The sequence below is a fragment of the Aliidiomarina sanyensis genome, assembly GCF_003987175.1.
In the GTDB taxonomy this organism is placed as follows: domain Bacteria; phylum Pseudomonadota; class Gammaproteobacteria; order Enterobacterales; family Alteromonadaceae; genus Aliidiomarina; species Aliidiomarina sanyensis.
The window spans coordinates 1-17,929 of record NZ_PIPM01000021.1 but is presented as its reverse complement, the minus strand read 5'-3'; the positions used below and the strand labels follow the sequence as shown (position 1 = coordinate 17,929).

Below are 17,929 nucleotides of genomic sequence, written 5' to 3'. Positions count from 1 at the left end.
TGCAAAGTTGCTTCGTCACCCCAGTTAAGAGGCCGAAGCGGCTCAACCATATGAATTTCTGGTGTCTTACTTTTTAGTAAGGCTCCTGCTTTCTAAGCTGAACCAGTTGCCAAATTAATGGCTTGGTTGATGCTTGTCGTCGCAAGTGCCCACACAGATTGCTTGGCTTGATAAATTGTTAAAGAACGTTGCCTCACTCGAGGCGAGGTGCGCATTCTACACACCCCATTTTTTCTGTCAACCGCTTTCGAAAAGTTTTTTCATTTTTCTAAGCTTGTGGTTGCTCAGCGGTCAAATCTCATTAAGAAAACATGTGTTTTTGAGGCTTTGCCGTCCGTCCGAAGACGAGTTGCGCATTTTATGGATTTTTCCGGTCGCGTCAAGCCACAAAACTCAAGTTTTTGACTGTTCGCTCAGTAAATAAACAGAAGGGGTTTTGCGTGCATGTTTTATAACCGCTAAGATTACGAAACGATGCTTTTGGTATCCGCATCCGTTTCTTTTTTCTTAAGCGAAAGGATTGTTAGTTATGAATCGCGCATTTTCAGGTCTTCAAGTCGTTATTGCGGCTGTTATTGCAGTTATCGTCACCATTATCACCCAGTTGTTCCTCGAGGCACCCGATACCGCAGTTGTCAGTGCAATTGCGCTCGGTACGTTTTTAGGTGGTGTACTCACGCCCTTTGTTTCTTTTTATCTCCAACAAAAGAAATCACAGGTCACTCCTCGTCCAACCCAACGCTCCAACCAAGGCACAGACACACGGACCCTGTATGTCGGAAACCTGCCATTTAAAGTCAACGAAGACGAAGTGAGTCAACTCTTTTCACGCTACGGTGAAGTGAGCGAAGTCCGCCTCGTGAAAGATCGCCGGACTGGGCGGAAGAAAGGATATGGTTTTGTCGAAATGGAAGCGACCGGTGCAGACCTTGCACTTGCCAAGCTCAATGATAAGGAGTTTGAAGGGAGAACCTTGAAGGTTCGAGCCGCCCATGCAGAACAAGATGACGAATAATCGTATCTTTATTTAGTACAATACAAAGAGGCCAGCAGATGCTGGCCTCTTCTCTTTTACCTTCTTACTGGTTGGGAGTTAGTAAGAAACAGTAATCTCATCAGAACACGTTTGCGTTCCTGCTTCACACACTCGGTAAGTAAGTGTTCCACTTCCACGCAAATCCGTTACGTCTGTATAGCTGCCGGAGTTCGCCACCGTCGCAACCGAGCTCCCGTTACGGAAGATAGTCACCGATGAAGAATCAGCACCTGACCACGTGAGATCAGCGCGCGCACGACCTTGCACTTTATAAGTCGTTGCGCTCAGCGTGATAGAAGCACCTGGCTCATCACCACCACCGTTATCGCCGCCGTTATCGTCATCACCACCGCCGTTATTGCCGCCAGCACAGCCGTTTGCTGTTAGGTAGTCATACGCCGCTTTGGCTTTCACGATGCCGTGACCATAATAGTTATCACGACCTGCCGCACCACGATCTTCCGCTGTTGCATTCAATGCTGCGCGGATTTCATCGTTCGTACACTCAGTGAAATGGCTCCATACAAGTGCAGCAACACCTGCTACATGAGGCGATGCCATGGACGTGCCATTGAAGCTTGCCCAATCGCTTGCACCTACAGTTACAGAAGCAGAGCTACCAACACTTGAGAGTGCTGCTTGACCGTCCGCTTGGCTAATACCAACCGCTGGAATGTTGACAGAGACATTACCCAAAGTGCCATTTAATGGACCCGATTCATTGTTATAAATGACCGCGCCAACACCGCCACCGTTTTGGCAAGCTAGCACTTTATCGGCAAAGCTCACTTGACCACGCTGCATCAAACAAACATTACCTTGAGCGCCTTGGCACGTTGACGTACCGAGACCACAATCAACGAGGCTCCCTGAAACATCGCCATCTGGTGAACCATCCATTGCGATTGCGCTATAAGTTGAACCGCCCGCACTGAACAAGGAAAGTTGACCCATGCCCCGAGGCACAGTCGACATGACATCCACCCCTGGTGCGGCGATCTCGACTTGGTTATTAAACTGAGAGAATGACGCATGGTTGCCATCGCGATCGACAGCAGCAACGGACATCACCGCAGGATAAGAAGCAGGATAAGAATGGCGATTGTTACCACCGTTTCCAGCTGCAGCAATACTCAACACACCAGCATCGTTTAACCGATCAAACGCGTTTCGCTCCGTAGTACTGGAGAACGAACCACCTAAGCTCATGTTGATGATGTCCGAGCCGTAATTTGCACACTGATCCGCAGCCGCGATCAAGTTTGAGGAATAGGCCCAACCATTTGCGCCGAACACTTTAACGACATGAATATTCAACTGGCCATTGGGGATGACACCTACAACACCGAGGCCGTTCTGCAACGCAGCGATGGTCCCTGTAACGTGCGTACCGTGTCCGTTTTCGTCGGTAAACCAGTTGCCAGTGCCTGAATCAAATACACCATCAACACCTGAAGTCTGCAAATCAGGATGACCGAGGTCATAACCCGAGTCAATGACGCACACCTTGCGGTTACCCGCGAGAGCAGCACTGACCTGATCGGCTTGCACCATCACAATTCCGTACGGCGAATTCGGTTCAAACTCAGAGCTATATAGCTCACGCTTCACGTCTTCCTCTACATAAAGCACATTGGGGTTACGCTGCAATCCTTGAAGCGCTTGCGATGGCACCATAATGGCCATTGCATTGTCGTTTGAAAGATCAACCACAGTACGACCACCTGCCCGTTCAACCGCTTGTTGAACCGCAGCTTTCGCTCCTGGTTGGAAGGCGACAATGACACGCTCTTCGTCATTGGCCAGTGCAGTAGGCGCAAGCAAGACTGACGACACAGCGGCAGCCAGTGCAGCGCGAGAAAAGTGCTTTTTATTGATCATAAGAGTAGATACCTTGTTCTTTGTTGTTATCAGGAGGCTCCTCTTCACGTTTCGCGAAGCACACCTTCATCGCTTTTTTGTTATTATTTTGTGAATTTTCTGAGAAGCTTTTCTATTAATAACTGAACCGTCGGTCGGAAAAAATAGGGGTTTACCCCTGAATCCAACAAAAGTGCGAAATAGGTTTGAAAAAGGTAGAATGCCGGCCCTGCGATTTGCACCCACTTACCAACTGATTGAGAACACATGAAGTCACCAGACAACATCGCTCAGCGTTACAGCGCCCAACTCACCGAAAAGGTCGAACGATTAACGCATCTGTTGCAACCATTTGCAGCGCCGGAACTCGAAGTCTTCGCCTCGCCACCGGAGCATTACCGGATGCGCGCCGAGTTTCGGGTGTGGCATGATGGCGATGACTTGTATTACGTGATGTTTAATTCGGAAACCAAAGAGAAATATCGGGTGGATCAGTTTCCGATTGGGAACACCCTAATTAATCGGTTGATGCCAGAAGTATTAAACTACGTGCGCGACAACCCCGTTCTGCGCCAGCGTTTATTCCAAGTCGATTTCTTGACCACAACAACCAACCAAGCACTAATTTCGCTGTTGTACCATCGGCAACTTGATGACGTTTGGCTCGCAGAAGCGGAGTCAATGCGCATGCATCTGCAGGCGTTCGCTACGGTCGACTTGATTGGGCGGGCACGCAAACAAAAACATGTCCTGCATCGTGACTTTGTGGTGGAGACTCTCGAAGTTGAAGGTCAGCCCTTTCACTTTGAGCACATTGAGAACAGCTTTACGCAGCCTAATGCAGCCATTAACTGTGAAATGATCGGATGGGCCCGCTCAACCAATCAGAATCCAGAGCGTGATCTGTTAGAACTATATTGTGGCAATGGAAATTTTAGTCTTCCCTTGGCGACCAATTTTCGTCGCGTACTCGGAACGGAGATCAGCCGGAGCTCGGTGGAGTCTGCAAAGAAAAATATTCAGATGAATACTATTGAAAATGTCGCCATTGAGCGGCTTTCAGCAGAAGAGTGTTCCGCTGCAATTCAAGGGGATGGTTTGCCAACGCGGCTGAAGCATATTGATTTGAGCGATTATGATTTTTCAACCGTGCTTGTCGACCCTCCACGAGCTGGTCTTGATCAAGCAACCGTTGAAATGGTTGCGCAGTTCGATGCGATCATTTACATCTCCTGCAATCCCGAAACGTTAGCTGAGAATCTCGCGACCCTCAAGAAAACGCACGACGTGACGCGAGCGGCCCTGTTTGATCAGTTCCCGTTTACGCACCACATTGAAGCTGGAGTTTATTTAACCCGCAAAACCTCGGGTTAGATCGTGCTTTCTTTTGTTGCGGAGGATGCAGGACGCGCCTCCACTTCTTGCTGCTCCGCTTCCACCTGTTCACAGGCTTTATTGCGGTTTTTAACACGACATAAGTGAAGGTTAAGCGTGTGGGCGATAACAATAAAAGTTGCGCCCGTTAATATCAGGAGCGGCTCAACCTGATGCCCAAAAACATTCTTGTTAAAGTACATCACACCACCCAAGATCAAGAACCAAAGTGGCGTCCAACTGGCGTGATGTCGCATACCCATAATCACCGCAACACCACCCACCAGCAAACTGATCGACAGGATAATCCGCTCGAAAATCTCAAAACCTAAAAATGAGAGTCCGACGAGCGCAAGTGTGGGTAGAACCACAGGCACGAGCAGGCAGTGCAGTGCGCAGAGCACGGCAATGATAATTCCCGCTTTATCGAGTGGTTTATGGTGCATATGAAGACATGTCCTGATGAGCGATAGACTTTATGGTGTAATAATATTACATACGGGGCGAAATTGAAAGTGACTAAAAAACAATCAGGCGCGAAGCGTCGGGAATGTCAGCACCTGTTCAATTGAACGTGCGCCTATCTTGAGCATGACCAACCGGTCAAAACCTAGAGCAATCCCAGCGCAATCAGGCATGCCGCTTTCTAATGCGGAAAGGAAGCGCTCGTCTATCGGTTGAGGTGCCAGTCCCCGAGCGATCCGCTGTGCATTATCGCGTTCAAATCGAGCACGCTGTTGATGTGCATCAGTTAGCTCCCAAAAACCATTCGCCAGCTCAAGCCCTTGATAAAAAACTTCAAATCGGTGAGCCACCCGTGAGTCATCTTTGTGGATCCGCGCGAGCGCTGCTTGTGAGGCAGGAAAATTTTTTACCACACAGGGTTTGGTCTGGCCGATTGCAGGCTCCACCAGTACGCTCATCGCCAACTGCAGTACCACATCAGGCTCTTCCTCTGTAGCAAGTGCATCGCCATAACCGCGGGTCTCGAGCTCCCGACGGATCATCGCAATCCCTTCAGGTGTAAGCGGATCTGCGTCGAGAACCTGCAAAAATACAGCTTGGTAAGTCAACACGTCAGCGGGTGCTGTGCCGAGCAATACCTGAAGCAAACGATCCGTCTCCGCGATGAGGTCATCATCGGTGAATCCCGGCCGATACCATTCAAGTAGCGTAAATTCGGGATTGTGGCGACGACTAATTTCGTCATCACGTACCACTTTTCCAATCTGGAAAATTGCGCCACTGCCAGCAGCGAGGAGCCGCTTCATGGCATACTCAGGTGAAGTTTGTAGGTAAAATGTGGTTGGCTTTGGCAGTCCGGGACCTTGCAAACGCGTCGTCGCATTATGCAAATGCAAATCGGTTACACCAGCATGCGCGAGCAGCGGCGTTTCAACCTCGAGGACATTCCTGTCAGCAAAAAAAGCGCGGATACGCTTGAGCATATCCGCGCGGATTTTTAATGTCTCCCACGACGCTGTTGGACGCCAATCTGTGAAAGACATCAATGACTTACTTCACGCGTGAAACGTATTCGCCAGAGCGGGTGTCTACTTTGATGACTTCACCGATCTGCACAAACAATGGCACGCGAACAACAGCCCCTGTGCTCAACGTGGCAGGTTTACCACCGGTTCCTGCGGTATCACCTTTGAGACCTGGATCCGTCTCAACGATTTCCAGCTCCACAAAGTTCGGTGGTGTCACGTTAATTGGTTTTCCATTCCAAAGCGTCAGCGTACACACGTTTTGCTCTACCAACCATTTCACATTTTCTCCGACTGCAGCGTCGTCGGCGGCGATCTGCTCAAAGGTTTCATTGTTCATGAAATGCCAGAACTCACCATCCGAGTACAGGTAAGCGAGCTCGACATCAACAACATCGGCACCTTCTACACTGTCACCCGACTTAAACGTTTTCTCGACCACTTTGCCAGAAAGTAACTTACGGATACGAACACGGTTAAACGCCTGACCTTTCCCAGGTTTCACCATCTCGTTTTCCAAAATCACACATGGCTCGCCGTCCTGCATGATTTTCAAACCTTGCTTAAATTCGTTTGTGCTGTAATTGGCCATGCGCCCCTCGTAACTTGATTCGCTTGTTTGAAAGCTTGATTCAAAAACGGCCTAATAATAAACCAAACTCTATTTTATTTCAGGTAAAATACGCGCAACAAGGCACTGAAACTCATTTTCTCGACAATTTCGGAGTAAAGTTCTGACGCACTCGAACGCACCTCAGTCTGTAACAGACATTCAGCCTTCTTGGCAGCGGGAGCTTGCACAAGCTTTCACCGCACCCGAAGTCTTGGCAGACTATCTCGAACTCCCGAAGTCCTGGGCCGAAGCACATCAGGCTGCACGAACGTTGTTTCCATTGCGTGTTCCGCGCGCCTTTGCCGCACTCATGGAAAAAGGAAATCCTGATGATCCGTTGTTGCGGCAGGTCTTTACCGATCAAAAAGAGTTTGTTTCACATGAGGGCTTCTCAACCGACCCGCTCGACGAAGCAGCTTACACGCCAATGCCCGGCTTACTTCATAAATACGCGAGTCGTGTGCTCGTAATTTTTCGCGGTGGATGCGCTGTCAACTGCCGTTACTGCTTTCGCCGTCACTTTCCCTATGATGAGCACCATCTTACGAAAGCAGCGCTGGCTGATATGGTCGCTTATGTTCGCGCAAATCCAGCTATCCATGAAGTCATTTTAAGCGGTGGCGATCCACTGATGGCGAGCGATCGACATCTCACTGAGGCGCTGCAAGCATTTGCTGCCATTCCGCACATTCGCCGACTGAGGATTCATTCCCGCTTACCTGTCGTCATTCCTCAGCGGATCACACCAGAGTTCATCGAGCTATGCTCTGAGCTCCCTGTCCCTGTCATTTTGGTGCTGCATATGAATCATGCGAACGAAGCATCTGCCGCTCTCAACACGCGTTTATCTGCCCTGCGCCGCGCTGGGGTGCAGCTATTAAACCAAAGCGTTTTACTCAAAGGGATCAACGATTCACTCGCTGAACAGGTCGCATTGCAGGAGGCAACTTTCCGCATTGGCGTGTTGCCGTACTATTTACACCAACTTGATCCGGTTCAGGGTGCGGCTCACTTTGCTGTTGATGATCAAAGCGCGGTAGCGCTTCATCAGCAGATGCTCAAGGAGTTGCCGGGCTTTCTGGTGCCAAAACTGGTACGCGAGCTTCCCGGCGAAGCGAGTAAAACCCCATTGCGGTAGCGGAAGCTATAAAAAACGCCGGCTTCATGCCGGCGTTTTAGGGTGCGATCAAAGATTTAATTCTGGCGTGCGCTGTAGCGCTCCTGAATTTCATCCTCATCAAAGGTGGTGCTGAACCAGCGTTCCAGCATGGCTCCCTCGTATTCAATCATTTCCACGCCACGCCGGCGCGCTTGCGCATCGAGACGACCTTCACCAGGCATATCACGACCGCGAAGATTTTCGTCACCCGTCTGTACAATAGTGCCCTCGGCATCGCTTAACGTGTAGCTAAAGCGCATGCGGGGATAAAACCCGGGGCGAATAATACGAACTTCTTGTGGCTGCCCTCTAAGACTATGAGTTTCAACATTTCCCGCAAGATCCACATCGGTCACGGTGATATCAAGCGTGAAATCCTCAGGCAGGCCTGAGGCTAAATCAGTAAACTTGCGCTCAAAGGCCGCAAAAAGATTCTCTTGGAACCGACCTTGATGCTGATCAGCAGAACGAATATCCCGATACTTCTCCGGATTTTCCCACGTCACATTGACGGTCGCCGCACTCACGCTCATTGAAAATAGCAATCCCGTGATCACACTTACAATGGCAGTTTTCATGGTAATGCCTCCTCTGAGACCATTTGTTTCATCTATTTATATAGCGTTTACGCAAATAACCAACAAGTGGATGCACCCTACAAAATGGTAAAGAATTGTCAAAGGCAGGCTAAAGAAAAAGGGCAGAACCCGAAGGCCTGCCCTTTATAAAGATTCCTTGTGGAGTCTTAAATTACATCATGCCGCCCATGCCCATGTCACCGCCAGGCATGGCTGGTGCGTCGTCTTTTGGAAGTTCCGCAACCATGGCTTCGGTGGTGATCATCAGGCCAGCGATTGAGCCAGCGAACTGCAGTGCAGAGCGGGTGACTTTCGTTGGGTCCAAAATACCCATTTCCAGCATGTCACCGTAGGTATCGTTGCCCGCGTTGTAACCATAGTTACCTTCGCCTGCTTTCACGTTATTCGCTACAACTGAACCTTCAGCGCCAGCGTTCGCGGCGATTTGACGCAATGGCGATTCCATTGCACGGAGTGCCAAACGAATACCCACGTTCTGGTCTTCGTTATCGCCGCGCAAATCAGCTAACTTGCTCGCTGCGCGTACTAGCGCAACACCACCACCAGGAACCACACCTTCTTCTACTGCGGCGCGAGTCGCGTGCAGAGCGTCAGTGACCCGGTCTTTCTTCTCTTTCATTTCAACTTCAGTTGCCGCGCCTACTTTAATAACCGCAACACCGCCAGCCAACTTCGCTAAACGCTCTTGCAGCTTCTCGCGGTCATAGTCTGAAGAAGTATCTTCCATCTGCTGACGGATCTGGTTTACGCGACCTTCAATCGCTTTGCTGTCGCCCGCACCGTCAACAACCGTGGTATTGTCTTTGCTGATGACAACCCGCTTTGCACTACCCAGATGATCCAAAGTCGCCTTCTCCAGCTCCATACCGATTTCTTCTGAAATCACAGTACCACCGGTTAAGACAGCGATATCTTGCAGCATGGCTTTGCGACGATCACCGAAGCCAGGTGCTTTCACCGCAGCAACTTTCACGATGCCACGCATGTTATTCACCACCAAGGTGGCCAGCGCTTCACCTTCGACGTCTTCTGCAATGAGAAGCAAAGGCTTGCCTGACTTCGCAGAACCTTCCAGTACTGGCAAAAGTTCACGGATGTTGCTGATTTTCTTGTCGACCAAAAGAATCAGCGGGTTGTCCAGCTCTACTTGGCCAGTTTCTTGGTTGTTGATGAAGTAAGGTGACAAGTAGCCACGGTCAAACTGCATGCCTTCAACCACTTCAAGCTCATCTTCAAGGCCTTGGCCTTCTTCCACGGTGATCACGCCTTCTTTGCCAACCTTGTCCATGGCTTTGGCAATGATTTCACCGATGGTGCTATCGGAGTTCGCAGAGATAGTACCTACTTGCGCAATTGCTTTACTGTCTGCGCACGGCTGAGAGATGTTCTTCAGTTCAGCAACCGCTGCAACGACCGCTTTGTCGATGCCGCGCTTCAGATCCATCGGGTTCATACCTGCTGCGACCGCTTTGAGGCCTTCGGTCACGATAGATTGCGCTAGAACCGTTGCAGTGGTTGTGCCGTCGCCCGCTTCGTCGTTCGCCTTTGACGCCACTTCCTTAACCATCTGTGCGCCCATATTTTCGAACTTATCTTCCAGCTCGATCTCCTTCGCGACGCTCACACCATCTTTGGTGATGGTTGGTGCACCAAATGATTTTTCCAAAACTACGTTGCGTCCTTTAGGACCCAAAGTGACTTTCACCGCGTCTGCTAGAACGTTTACACCTTTCAGCATTTTTTGACGGGCGCTGTTACCAAACTTTACTTCTTTCGCTGCCATGTTCGTTATTCCTTATTTCAAATCTCTATTCGGGTCAGAAGAATCAAAAAGGGTTCTTTTTGGCTTACTCAACAATCGCCAAAATGTCTGATTCACTCATAATCAGGTACTCTTCACCGTCGATCTTCTCTGACTTCACACCATAACCATCATTGAACAACACGACATCGCCGACTTTGACATCCAATGGCTTCACATCGCCATTGTCCAAAATACGACCGTTGCCCACGGCGACGACCTCTCCCCGCGTTGATTTTTCTGCCGCAGAGCCTGTCAGTACGATACCGCCCGGTGATTTGCTCTCCGCTTCAGCGCGCTTAACAATCACACGATCATGTAATGGACGAAGTTTCATTCGAGTTACTCCTACTCAATGACTAATTGTTTGGGTTTTAAAGTGGGGCGTTGCCGCCCCGGATAAAATCGAATTTGTTGTTTCCCTGCCTTGCGGCAAGTCAATCGTTGCTGTGTAAAGCAAATGGGGGCTGCTCCTGTATTTCCAAGGGGGTCCCCAAAAATTTTTTTTACGAATTTGGCTCGTCTTTATCGAGTCGCTTGCGGGAATCGTCCCGCTCGGTATATTCACCCTCGATAATGTCACCATCGTCATCCTGAGTTTTGCCTGGCTGACGTCGCCCAGCAAACGGATCTTGGCCGGGACGCTGACCAAACGAACCATGCATATGGAAACCACCGTGCATCGTCTGGACCTGCATCCGCTGCATAAGCTTGCGGGCGAAGGCCTGACGGAAGCCAGGCGTTACCAAGACCAACGCCAGGATATCGGTTAGAAAGCCAGGGGTGACGAACATCAAGCCGGCCATAAAGATAATCATCCCCTCAGCTAGCTGCTGCCCGGGCATTTCACCCATCGCCATCCGCTGCTGAGCTGTAGCCCACGCGCGAATCCCTTGACTCTTCACCAGCGAAGCACCAATTACAGCGGTGACGATCAACAACAACACCGTGTTGAGACCACCGATTACGGACCCCACTTGAATCAAGACCATAATTTCCAGCAGTGGGACCACAATAAAAAGAAGCAATAAAACTGGGAACATAAATCATCCTATCTTGGTTATCTTCTGGACATGGGGCATCATAGAGGAGATTTCAAGGTGCGATGCGCAATGAATACAGACATGTTGGAGGTTTCCTGTGCTGATGGTCTTTTGTACCACGCCGGATATCAATACGGCACGACAACTCGCAGCCGATCTGGTTGAGAAAAAATACGCTGCCTGTGTGAACATCCAGGCTGGAATTGAGTCCGTATACGAATGGCAAGGTAAAATCGAGCAGGAACCTGAAGTTCTGATGATCATCAAGACATCCTCCGCGCGTTACCCCGCGCTGGAAAAATGGCTTGCCCAGGCGCATCCGTACGACACGCCTGAAATTATTGCAGTCCCTGTGGAACAAGGACTGCCGGATTACATTCAGTGGGTCAATTCGGTCACTGCACAGAAGTAAGGTTGTTAAACGTGCGCGTTGTTTCTCTTTGCAAAAAACAGCTCAGTCTCATGCTCCTCTCATTCATCATGGCGCTTGGGGCCTGGGTCAGTGTGGGCAATGTTCAAGCACAGCCCTCATTTTTTTCGAATGTGGAAGGGCAATTTCTTCCGGTTCAGCAAGCGTTCCCATTTTCATATCATCAAGACGGCGATCGTCTGTACCTCAATTTTGAGATTACTGAGGGTTACTATTTATACCAACACCGCTTTGGTCTAACACCCGAGCATCTGGTCGCCAAATTACACCCTCTGCCGGAAGGTATCGAACACAATGATGAGTTCTTTGGGGACTCCATCATTTATCGTGACTACGTAACCCTCACGGTCGATTTAGCAACCGTAGCAACCGGAGATGTTCTCAATGTGCGCTATCAAGGCTGTGCCGATGCAGGCCTGTGCTATGCGCCTGAAATTGTCCAAGTGTTTCTCTCCGCCGCCGAAGGCGGGGAAGCAGGTGGGTATCAACTGCAAGACTTCTCAGCTACCACGGAAGCCCCTCAAACTGGCGTGTTTAGCTTATTGCAGCCAGATCGTCTGTGGCTCACCGCCGGCATTTTCTTGCTCCTCGGTCTCGGTCTTGCCTTTACCCCGTGCGTGTTTCCGATGTACCCGATTATCTCCGGGATTATTATCAACCAACAGCGGGGTGGTCAGAAGCTGAGTGTGGGTCGTGGGTTCATGCTGTCTTTTGTCTATGTGCAAGGGATGGCAATTACTTACACGTTGCTCGGTATTCTCGTTGCGCTTGCGGGCATGCAGTATCAAGCGTACCTGCAACACCCTGCGTTGCTTGGAACCCTAGCAGCACTCTTCATTCTCTTTGCGCTTGCCATGTTTGGGGTCATTCAGGTTGACCTACCGTCGGGCTTGAAACAAAAACTAACTGAAATTAGCTCGCGGCAGAAAGGTGGCGCTTATCCGGGCGTATTTGCGATGGGCGCTTTGTCGGGAATGATTGCCTCACCTTGCACCACCGCACCACTCAGTGGTGCCCTGCTCTTTATTGCTCAATCCGGTGATGTAATGGTGGGTGGCTTTGTCCTCTATGCCCTGAGCATTGGCATGGGCTTGCCACTCATCCTGATCGGGATGTCCGGTGGCAAATTGCTGCCTAAGAGCGGGCAATGGATGAATACCGTGAAGATCCTGTTTGGTATCCTGATGCTGGCCGTTGCGCTTTTCTTAGTGGAGCGTCTGTTACATTACACGGTTGCTGGCTGGTTATGGATTCTATTCTTTATTGGTAGCGCCTTGCTGCTCCTGCGCGAGCTTTGGAAGCAATTGGGCACAGCAGGACGTGCGGTCAGTGCTGTTATTCTCATCTCATTGGCCGCAACCGGCGTGAAATGGCAGCTTCCTTATGTCGATGGAAGTTTCGCCGAACGTAAACTCGAGTTCATCCACGTCGAGTCGTTGAACGATGTGCTGGCGGAAGTCGCCCAAGCGAGCGAAGACAATCAATGGGTGATGTTGGATTTGTATGCCGATTGGTGTGTCGCCTGCCTGGAGCTGGAGCGCTACACCTTCGCGGATCCAGACGTTCAAGCCCGTTTGGAAAACTTCCGCGTACTGCAAGCGGATGTCACGGCAATCAATGCGACCAATACCGAGTTACTGTCCACCTATCAAGTGCTTGGCTTGCCCACGGTATTATTCTTTGACCGCCATGGCACCGAACTAACCGAGTGGCGTGTGACAGGCTTTCTCAACGCGGAGCGATTCGAAGCGCATCTCGAAGCCATCATGAATCGAGAATAACTGCGCCGATTTTCGCTGATAAGACCAGTATTTTGCTGCGAAACTGAAATTAATACTTATAATGACCCGAACCTTGTTGAAAGTTTCGGGTCCTTTTAATATAAGCATCCGATAACTTCAACTTCGCAGCAGATACCGGCACGATGGCAGATATAAAACAGATTTTAGTAATTAACGGGCCGAACCTAAACTTACTGGGCACACGTGAACCAGAAGTGTATGGAACGATGACCCTTCAGGATATCGAATCAATGCTGCGCACGGAGGCGAGCCAACTTGGCGCCACTTTGGATTTTATCCAAAGCAACGCCGAGCATGCCTTGATCGAGGCCATTCATGCTGCCCGCAATGCCGCCGATTTCATCATTATCAACCCCGCAGCTTTTACGCACACCAGTGTGGCACTTCGTGACGCCATTTTGGCCGTCAATATTCCGTTTATTGAAGTCCACCTGTCGAACGTGCATGCGCGGGAGCCGTTCAGGCGACACTCCTATTTTTCAGACTGCGCTCAGGCAGTAATTTGCGGTCTCGGTGCACAAGGATACGTGTACGCTCTTCAAGCAGCGATGGCACATTTAAAGAAAGCATCGTAAGAAATTCAAACATAAACATTAGAAAAGGTTATTCAGCTCATGGATATTCGGAAAATCAAAAAGCTTATCGAATTACTCGAAGAGTCTGGAATTGCAGAACTCGAAATCACCGAAGGTGAAGAGTCAGTTCGGATTAGCCGTCACTCGCCGGCACCCGCCTATCCGCAAATGGCGCATGTACAAATGCCTGCGCCACAAGCAGTACCAGCAGCCCCTGCACCATCAGCGGCTGCACCAGCGGCTCCTGCAGCTCCCGCAGCAGAAGAGGTTTCTGGCCATGTTGTGAAGTCACCAATGGTTGGGACTTTCTACGAATCACCAGCGCCGGGTTCAAAAGCATTTGTCACGGTTGGCCAACGGGTGAACGTAGGTGACACGCTGTGTATCGTCGAAGCAATGAAAATGATGAACCACATCGAAGCAGACGTCGCCGGTGTCGTGAAGCAAATTTTGGTCGACAACGAAGCACCTGTTGAGTTTGACCAACCTTTGTTCATCATCGAGTAAACCACGCGCACGCAACAAAAGGCACTTGTTATGCTAGATAAAGTAGTCATTGCGAACCGTGGTGAAATTGCCCTGCGAATTTTGCGAGCCTGTAAAGAGCTCGGCATCAAAACGGTCGCAGTGCACTCGACGGTCGACAAAAACCTCAAACATGTCTTGCTTGCAGACGAATCGATTTGTATCGGTCCACCGTCTGCAACTGAGAGTTATTTGAATATTCCACGCATCATCAGCGCCGCAGAAGTCACCGACTCTGCTGCAATCCATCCAGGCTACGGCTTTTTAGCGGAAAACGCTGACTTTGCCGAGCAGGTTGAGAATTCTGGCTTTATCTTTGTCGGCCCGACGCCGGAAGTGATCCGCATCATGGGTGACAAAGTCTCAGCAATCAACGCCATGAAGAAAGCCGGCGTTCCCTGTGTACCGGGTTCTGGCGGTCCACTCGATGATGATGACGATAAAAACAAAAAAATTGCCAAACGCATTGGTTATCCGGTCATCATTAAAGCTGCCGGCGGTGGTGGTGGTCGCGGTATGCGGGTGGTTCGCGAAGAAAAAGACTTACTGAAGTCGATTCAAGCGACCCAAAGCGAAGCCCGTTCAGCGTTCGGTAATCCCGTGGTGTACATGGAGAAATTCCTCGAGAACCCGCGCCACATTGAGATTCAGGTCTTAGCCGACGGTCAAGGCAACGCCATTCACTTAGGTGAGCGCGACTGCTCCATGCAACGTCGTCACCAGAAAGTCGTGGAAGAAGCGCCTGCGCCGGGTATCACGCAAGAAATGCGTAAGAGCATCGGTGAGCGCTGTGCACGGGCCTGTGTGGAAATTGGTTACCGTGGTGCAGGAACCTTCGAGTTCCTCTACGAAAATGGCGAGTTCTATTTCATTGAAATGAACACCCGGATTCAAGTAGAGCACCCAGTGACGGAAATGGTCACCGGCATCGATTTGGTCAAAGAGCAGTTGCGCATCGCCGCAGGCCGTCCTTTGTCTATCAGCCAAGAAGACATCGTGATCCGTGGACACGCCATTGAGTGTCGGATTAATGCCGAAGATCCGAAGACGTTTATCCCGTCTCCGGGCCCAATCAACCGCTTCCACCCACCCGGTGGCATGGGCGTACGTTGGGATTCGCATATCTACACCGAGTATCGTGTACCACCCAACTATGACTCCATGATTGGCAAGCTCATCACCTACGGTGAAAACCGTGATGTCGCAATTGCACGTATGCGCAACGCGCTGAACGAGCTCATTATCGAAGGCATCAAGACCAATGTGCCCTTGCAAAAGGACATTATGGCAGATGAAAACTTCCAGCACGGTGGAACCAACATCCACTACTTGGAGAAAAAGCTCGGGATGAGTTAAGTGAGGCTGTGGTATGATCATGCCACTGACGCACGGGATTCCTTTGCTTTGCGCCACTGCACATAATGTGCAACGGCAGCAAATCTGCAAACAAAAGCTCAGGCCTCGCCTGAGCTTTTTTATTTCAGTGCTTATTTTTCTTACGCAGGTACGGTAGACAAAACATCATGGCTTGGATTCAACTGACCCTCATCACAAAAGAAGATTATGCACGTCCGCTGGGGGACATCCTTATGGCAAACGGTGCGCAAGCAGTAACCTACCGCGACGCGAAAGATGCACCCATTTTTGAGCCACCGCCCGGTGAAATTCAGTTGTGGGCACTCACCCAAGTCACCGGTCTCTACCCAGCCGAAACCAACATGACGCCTATCTTGAACAACCTCAAGAAAGTCAGCTTCTTGCCTAAGCCCCTGCAATATAAAACCGACCAATTAGAAGACAAAGATTGGGAACGGGAATGGATGGACAACTTCAAGCCCATCGATTTTGGTCATGACTTATGGATTGTTCCCTCATGGCATGAAGCACCGAACCCAAGTGCGACCAACATCTTGTTAGATCCAGGGATGGCCTTTGGAACAGGTACCCACCCCACGACATCCATGTGTTTGCAGTGGATCGCAGAGCACGATCTGAGTGGTAAGCACGTCGTCGATTTTGGTTGTGGATCGGGCATTTTAGGAATCGCGGCACTTAAACGTGGTGCCGTGCATTGTTTGGGCACCGATATTGACCAGCAAGCGCTGATTGCAACGCGTGACAACGCGGTCTTAAATGGTGTTTCTGAGCAGTTTGATGTGTATCTCCCCGAGCAGGCTCCCGTCACTCAGGTGGATGTCGTGGTGGCCAATATTTTGGCCGGTCCGCTGCAAGAACTTGCCCCTGCTATCCTAAGCTACCTCAAACCGGGCGGCTATTTAGCGATGTCCGGGATTTTGGCACGACAAGCGGGAGCCGTAATGGCTGCATATGCCGATGCGATCGAGTTCAAGCCTGTGCGCCAACAAGACGAGTGGTGTTTCTTGCATGGGCAGCGGCGCTGAGCTGCTAACAGCGATAGAAAGCCTAATTGCCATTTCCGGACTAATACCAGATTTGCCGTTCAGCACGGGGCTTCAAGTTTTCCGGCTGACGCCGGAAGTTGCATTAAGCTTACCGTGAATAAGCCGAAGCCTCTTTGCATGAGCGGCCTAAATCCCTGCAGTGCTGCCGGACTTGAAGAATTTGGTCAAACTTGTATTCGTGCGATGCGAAACCCGCGAGCTCACTAATAGTTCTATTCTCACTTATTATTTATCCAACAAACTAGACCATAAATGGCTTTCAGCCTTTAGGTAACTTGATACCGATACTCTTGCAGTTATTTCCATTTTTGACAGATCATGAAAAATGCTCTATACATAGAACATAAATGATTAATATGGTTTATATATAAAACACAATGCCTAAATCTGTGGTGAGAAGTTACTCCCGTTACACTGAAGAAGCGTTAACTTTGTTAGCGAGGCTCATTCGTGCTGCAAGACTAGAGAAAAAAATGAGTGCTCAGGAGGTGGCCGATCGTGCTGGTATCTCCAGAGGCATGTTGTCTCGTATTGAAAAGGCCGATGCTAAATGCGAAATCGGTGCAACATTTGAAGTTGCTAGAATCGTTGGTGTCACTTTATTTGAAGCCGAACCCAGCCGACTAACCAAGCATGTAAAGCAAATTGAAGAAAAACTCGCGCTGCTACCCAAAAGTGCGCGTAAGATGAAAAAGGACGTTATAGATGACTTCTAAGAAGCTCTATAAAGAAGCTTACGTATGGGTTTGGTTACCAAAGGCTACAGAGCCTGTTGTGGCTGGTCGGCTTGAAGCTGATGGAGACAAGTTACGCTTTAACTACGGTAGAAGTTATTTAGAAAAAGTGCCGAATGCGATCTCACTCTATGAACCAGAATTGCCACTGCGCTCTGGAGGGATAAAGCAACAATTCGTCTGTAATTTCAAGTTTACCCTCTGACTCCACCTATTCAGCTCCATCCATGGTCAGGTACTTTTTACCAGAGCTCCATTCGTCCGATATCTCCATAATCACCGCTGTTACTAATCTGAGGCAAGAGGCCTCATTTGGAAATAAAGTTGCAACGCGAGTGCGGCGTTTAATTTCTTTATTCACGCGCTCAAGTGCGTTGGTCGTTCTTAAGCGACGACGATGCCCTGTGGGCAAAGCTAGTACAGCTAACCCCTCAGGAAGCGCTGTTTCGGCCCATGTTGCGAGCT

At 49.9% G+C, this 17,929-nt stretch carries 20 protein-coding genes; 11 read left to right on the top strand and 9 right to left on the bottom strand.

The genetic code is table 11. The features are described 5' to 3' along the window. Positions 1-529 precede the first annotated feature (529 nt). Positions 530-1,015 carry an RNA recognition motif domain-containing protein gene (locus tag CWE11_RS11580; RefSeq protein WP_126777787.1) on the top strand — a complete coding sequence of 162 codons (486 nt, stop codon included), beginning with the start codon at positions 530-532 and terminating at the stop codon, positions 1,013-1,015. A 78-nt stretch (positions 1,016-1,093) separates the two neighbouring features. On the opposite strand, the gene CWE11_RS11575 is transcribed toward CWE11_RS11580, so the two are convergent. Further along, complete coding sequence (locus CWE11_RS11575; protein WP_126777786.1) at positions 1,094-2,917, bottom strand: S8 family serine peptidase; 1,824 nt, start codon at positions 2,915-2,917, stop codon at positions 1,094-1,096. Between the two features lie 246 nt (positions 2,918-3,163). Between CWE11_RS11575 and trmA the strand changes: the two genes are divergently transcribed. Continuing rightward, positions 3,164-4,270: a tRNA (uridine(54)-C5)-methyltransferase TrmA gene (gene trmA / locus CWE11_RS11570; RefSeq protein ID WP_126777785.1), complete on the top strand. Its 1,107-nt coding sequence runs from the start codon at positions 3,164-3,166 to the stop codon at positions 4,268-4,270. On the opposite strand, the gene CWE11_RS11565 is transcribed toward trmA, so the two are convergent. From CWE11_RS11565 to efp, 3 genes are all read right to left on the bottom strand, one after another. Beyond that, positions 4,267-4,716 (bottom strand): MerC domain-containing protein, encoded by a 450-nt coding sequence (locus CWE11_RS11565; RefSeq protein ID WP_126777784.1) that lies wholly within the window; start codon positions 4,714-4,716, stop codon positions 4,267-4,269. The genes trmA and CWE11_RS11565 overlap by 4 nt on opposite strands. Positions 4,717-4,800: 84 nt before the next feature. Then, positions 4,801-5,778 (bottom strand): elongation factor P--(R)-beta-lysine ligase, encoded by a 978-nt coding sequence (gene epmA / locus CWE11_RS11560; RefSeq protein WP_126777783.1) that lies wholly within the window; start codon positions 5,776-5,778, stop codon positions 4,801-4,803. A 7-nt stretch (positions 5,779-5,785) separates the two neighbouring features. Then, positions 5,786-6,352 carry an elongation factor P gene (efp, locus tag CWE11_RS11555; RefSeq protein WP_126777782.1) on the bottom strand — a complete coding sequence of 189 codons (567 nt, stop codon included), beginning with the start codon at positions 6,350-6,352 and terminating at the stop codon, positions 5,786-5,788. A gap of 142 nt (positions 6,353-6,494) precedes the next feature. Here efp and epmB point away from each other — a divergent pair, with 142 nt between their 5' ends. Next, positions 6,495-7,511 carry an EF-P beta-lysylation protein EpmB gene (gene epmB, locus CWE11_RS11550; protein WP_126777781.1) on the top strand — a complete coding sequence of 339 codons (1,017 nt, stop codon included), beginning with the start codon at positions 6,495-6,497 and terminating at the stop codon, positions 7,509-7,511. Positions 7,512-7,567: 56 nt separating this feature from the next. On the opposite strand, the gene CWE11_RS11545 is transcribed toward epmB, so the two are convergent. The 4 genes from CWE11_RS11545 to CWE11_RS11530 form a co-directional block, all read right to left on the bottom strand. Then, complete coding sequence (locus CWE11_RS11545) at positions 7,568-8,110, bottom strand: DUF3016 domain-containing protein (protein WP_126777780.1); 543 nt, start codon at positions 8,108-8,110, stop codon at positions 7,568-7,570. Between the two features lie 172 nt (positions 8,111-8,282). Then, positions 8,283-9,914 carry a chaperonin GroEL gene (groL, locus tag CWE11_RS11540; protein ID WP_126777779.1) on the bottom strand — a complete coding sequence of 544 codons (1,632 nt, stop codon included), beginning with the start codon at positions 9,912-9,914 and terminating at the stop codon, positions 8,283-8,285. 64 nt (positions 9,915-9,978) lie between these two features. Continuing rightward, positions 9,979-10,269 carry a co-chaperone GroES gene (locus tag CWE11_RS11535; protein WP_126777778.1) on the bottom strand — a complete coding sequence of 97 codons (291 nt, stop codon included), beginning with the start codon at positions 10,267-10,269 and terminating at the stop codon, positions 9,979-9,981. Between the two features lie 169 nt (positions 10,270-10,438). Continuing rightward, positions 10,439-10,975, bottom strand: a complete 537-nt coding sequence (locus CWE11_RS11530; protein WP_126777777.1) for an FxsA family protein — start codon at positions 10,973-10,975, stop codon at positions 10,439-10,441. Positions 10,976-11,078: 103 nt separating this feature from the next. On the opposite strand from CWE11_RS11530, the gene cutA reads away from it, so the two are divergent. The 8 genes from cutA (at position 11,079) to CWE11_RS11485 (ending at position 17,669) form a co-directional block, all read left to right on the top strand. Continuing rightward, positions 11,079-11,387 (top strand): divalent-cation tolerance protein CutA, encoded by a 309-nt coding sequence (gene cutA / locus CWE11_RS11525; protein ID WP_126777789.1) that lies wholly within the window; start codon positions 11,079-11,081, stop codon positions 11,385-11,387. Positions 11,388-11,398: 11 nt separating this feature from the next. Beyond that, positions 11,399-13,186 (top strand): protein-disulfide reductase DsbD, encoded by a 1,788-nt coding sequence (locus CWE11_RS11520; RefSeq protein WP_241971792.1) that lies wholly within the window; start codon positions 11,399-11,401, stop codon positions 13,184-13,186. A 143-nt stretch (positions 13,187-13,329) separates the two neighbouring features. Further along, entirely contained in the window at positions 13,330-13,782 is a 453-nt protein-coding gene (gene aroQ / locus CWE11_RS11515; RefSeq protein ID WP_126777776.1) for a type II 3-dehydroquinate dehydratase, read from the top strand. Positions 13,783-13,821: 39 nt separating this feature from the next. Further along, on the top strand, positions 13,822-14,289 hold the full coding sequence (gene accB / locus CWE11_RS11510; RefSeq protein WP_126777775.1) for an acetyl-CoA carboxylase biotin carboxyl carrier protein: 468 nt from the start codon (positions 13,822-13,824) through the stop codon (positions 14,287-14,289). Positions 14,290-14,319: 30 nt separating this feature from the next. Further along, the gene (gene accC / locus CWE11_RS11505) at positions 14,320-15,663 is read left to right on the top strand and encodes an acetyl-CoA carboxylase biotin carboxylase subunit (RefSeq protein WP_126777774.1); all 1,344 of its coding nucleotides are present in this window, start codon (positions 14,320-14,322) and stop codon (positions 15,661-15,663) included. A 167-nt stretch (positions 15,664-15,830) separates the two neighbouring features. Beyond that, a complete protein-coding gene (gene prmA, locus CWE11_RS11500) occupies positions 15,831-16,709 on the top strand; it encodes a 50S ribosomal protein L11 methyltransferase (protein WP_126777773.1) in 879 nt (292 codons plus the stop codon). 398 nt (positions 16,710-17,107) lie between these two features. Next, positions 17,108-17,446 (top strand): helix-turn-helix domain-containing protein, encoded by a 339-nt coding sequence (locus CWE11_RS11490; protein WP_126777772.1) that lies wholly within the window; start codon positions 17,108-17,110, stop codon positions 17,444-17,446. Continuing rightward, on the top strand, positions 17,436-17,669 hold the full coding sequence (locus tag CWE11_RS11485) for a hypothetical protein (RefSeq protein ID WP_198675642.1): 234 nt from the start codon (positions 17,436-17,438) through the stop codon (positions 17,667-17,669). The genes CWE11_RS11490 and CWE11_RS11485 overlap by 11 nt, the downstream gene beginning before the upstream one ends. Positions 17,670-17,675: 6 nt before the next feature. Here the strand turns inward: CWE11_RS11485 and CWE11_RS11480 are convergent. Beyond that, positions 17,676-17,929, bottom strand: a 254-nt coding sequence (locus CWE11_RS11480) for a transposase (RefSeq protein ID WP_198675641.1), incomplete at its 5' end; no start/stop codon positions are given.

Coding starts and splice junctions, on each gene's coding strand:
- accC (WP_126777774.1), top strand. CDS start 14,320: ATGCTAGATAAAGTAGTCATTGCGAACCGTGGTGAAATTGCCCTGCGA.
- CWE11_RS11575 (WP_126777786.1), bottom strand. CDS start 2,917: ATGATCAATAAAAAGCACTTTTCTCGCGCTGCACTGGCTGCCGCTGTG.
- trmA (WP_126777785.1), top strand. CDS start 3,164: ATGAAGTCACCAGACAACATCGCTCAGCGTTACAGCGCCCAACTCACC.
- efp (WP_126777782.1), bottom strand. CDS start 6,352: ATGGCCAATTACAGCACAAACGAATTTAAGCAAGGTTTGAAAATCATG.
- CWE11_RS11580 (WP_126777787.1), top strand. CDS start 530: ATGAATCGCGCATTTTCAGGTCTTCAAGTCGTTATTGCGGCTGTTATT.
- groL (WP_126777779.1), bottom strand. CDS start 9,914: ATGGCAGCGAAAGAAGTAAAGTTTGGTAACAGCGCCCGTCAAAAAATG.
- CWE11_RS11485 (WP_198675642.1), top strand. CDS start 17,436: ATGACTTCTAAGAAGCTCTATAAAGAAGCTTACGTATGGGTTTGGTTA.
- aroQ (WP_126777776.1), top strand. CDS start 13,330: ATGGCAGATATAAAACAGATTTTAGTAATTAACGGGCCGAACCTAAAC.
- CWE11_RS11490 (WP_126777772.1), top strand. CDS start 17,108: ATGCCTAAATCTGTGGTGAGAAGTTACTCCCGTTACACTGAAGAAGCG.
- cutA (WP_126777789.1), top strand. CDS start 11,079: ATGGTCTTTTGTACCACGCCGGATATCAATACGGCACGACAACTCGCA.
- CWE11_RS11535 (WP_126777778.1), bottom strand. CDS start 10,269: ATGAAACTTCGTCCATTACATGATCGTGTGATTGTTAAGCGCGCTGAA.
- accB (WP_126777775.1), top strand. CDS start 13,822: ATGGATATTCGGAAAATCAAAAAGCTTATCGAATTACTCGAAGAGTCT.
- epmA (WP_126777783.1), bottom strand. CDS start 5,778: ATGTCTTTCACAGATTGGCGTCCAACAGCGTCGTGGGAGACATTAAAA.
- CWE11_RS11565 (WP_126777784.1), bottom strand. CDS start 4,716: ATGCACCATAAACCACTCGATAAAGCGGGAATTATCATTGCCGTGCTC.
- CWE11_RS11530 (WP_126777777.1), bottom strand. CDS start 10,975: ATGTTCCCAGTTTTATTGCTTCTTTTTATTGTGGTCCCACTGCTGGAA.
- prmA (WP_126777773.1), top strand. CDS start 15,831: ATGGCTTGGATTCAACTGACCCTCATCACAAAAGAAGATTATGCACGT.
- CWE11_RS11545 (WP_126777780.1), bottom strand. CDS start 8,110: ATGAAAACTGCCATTGTAAGTGTGATCACGGGATTGCTATTTTCAATG.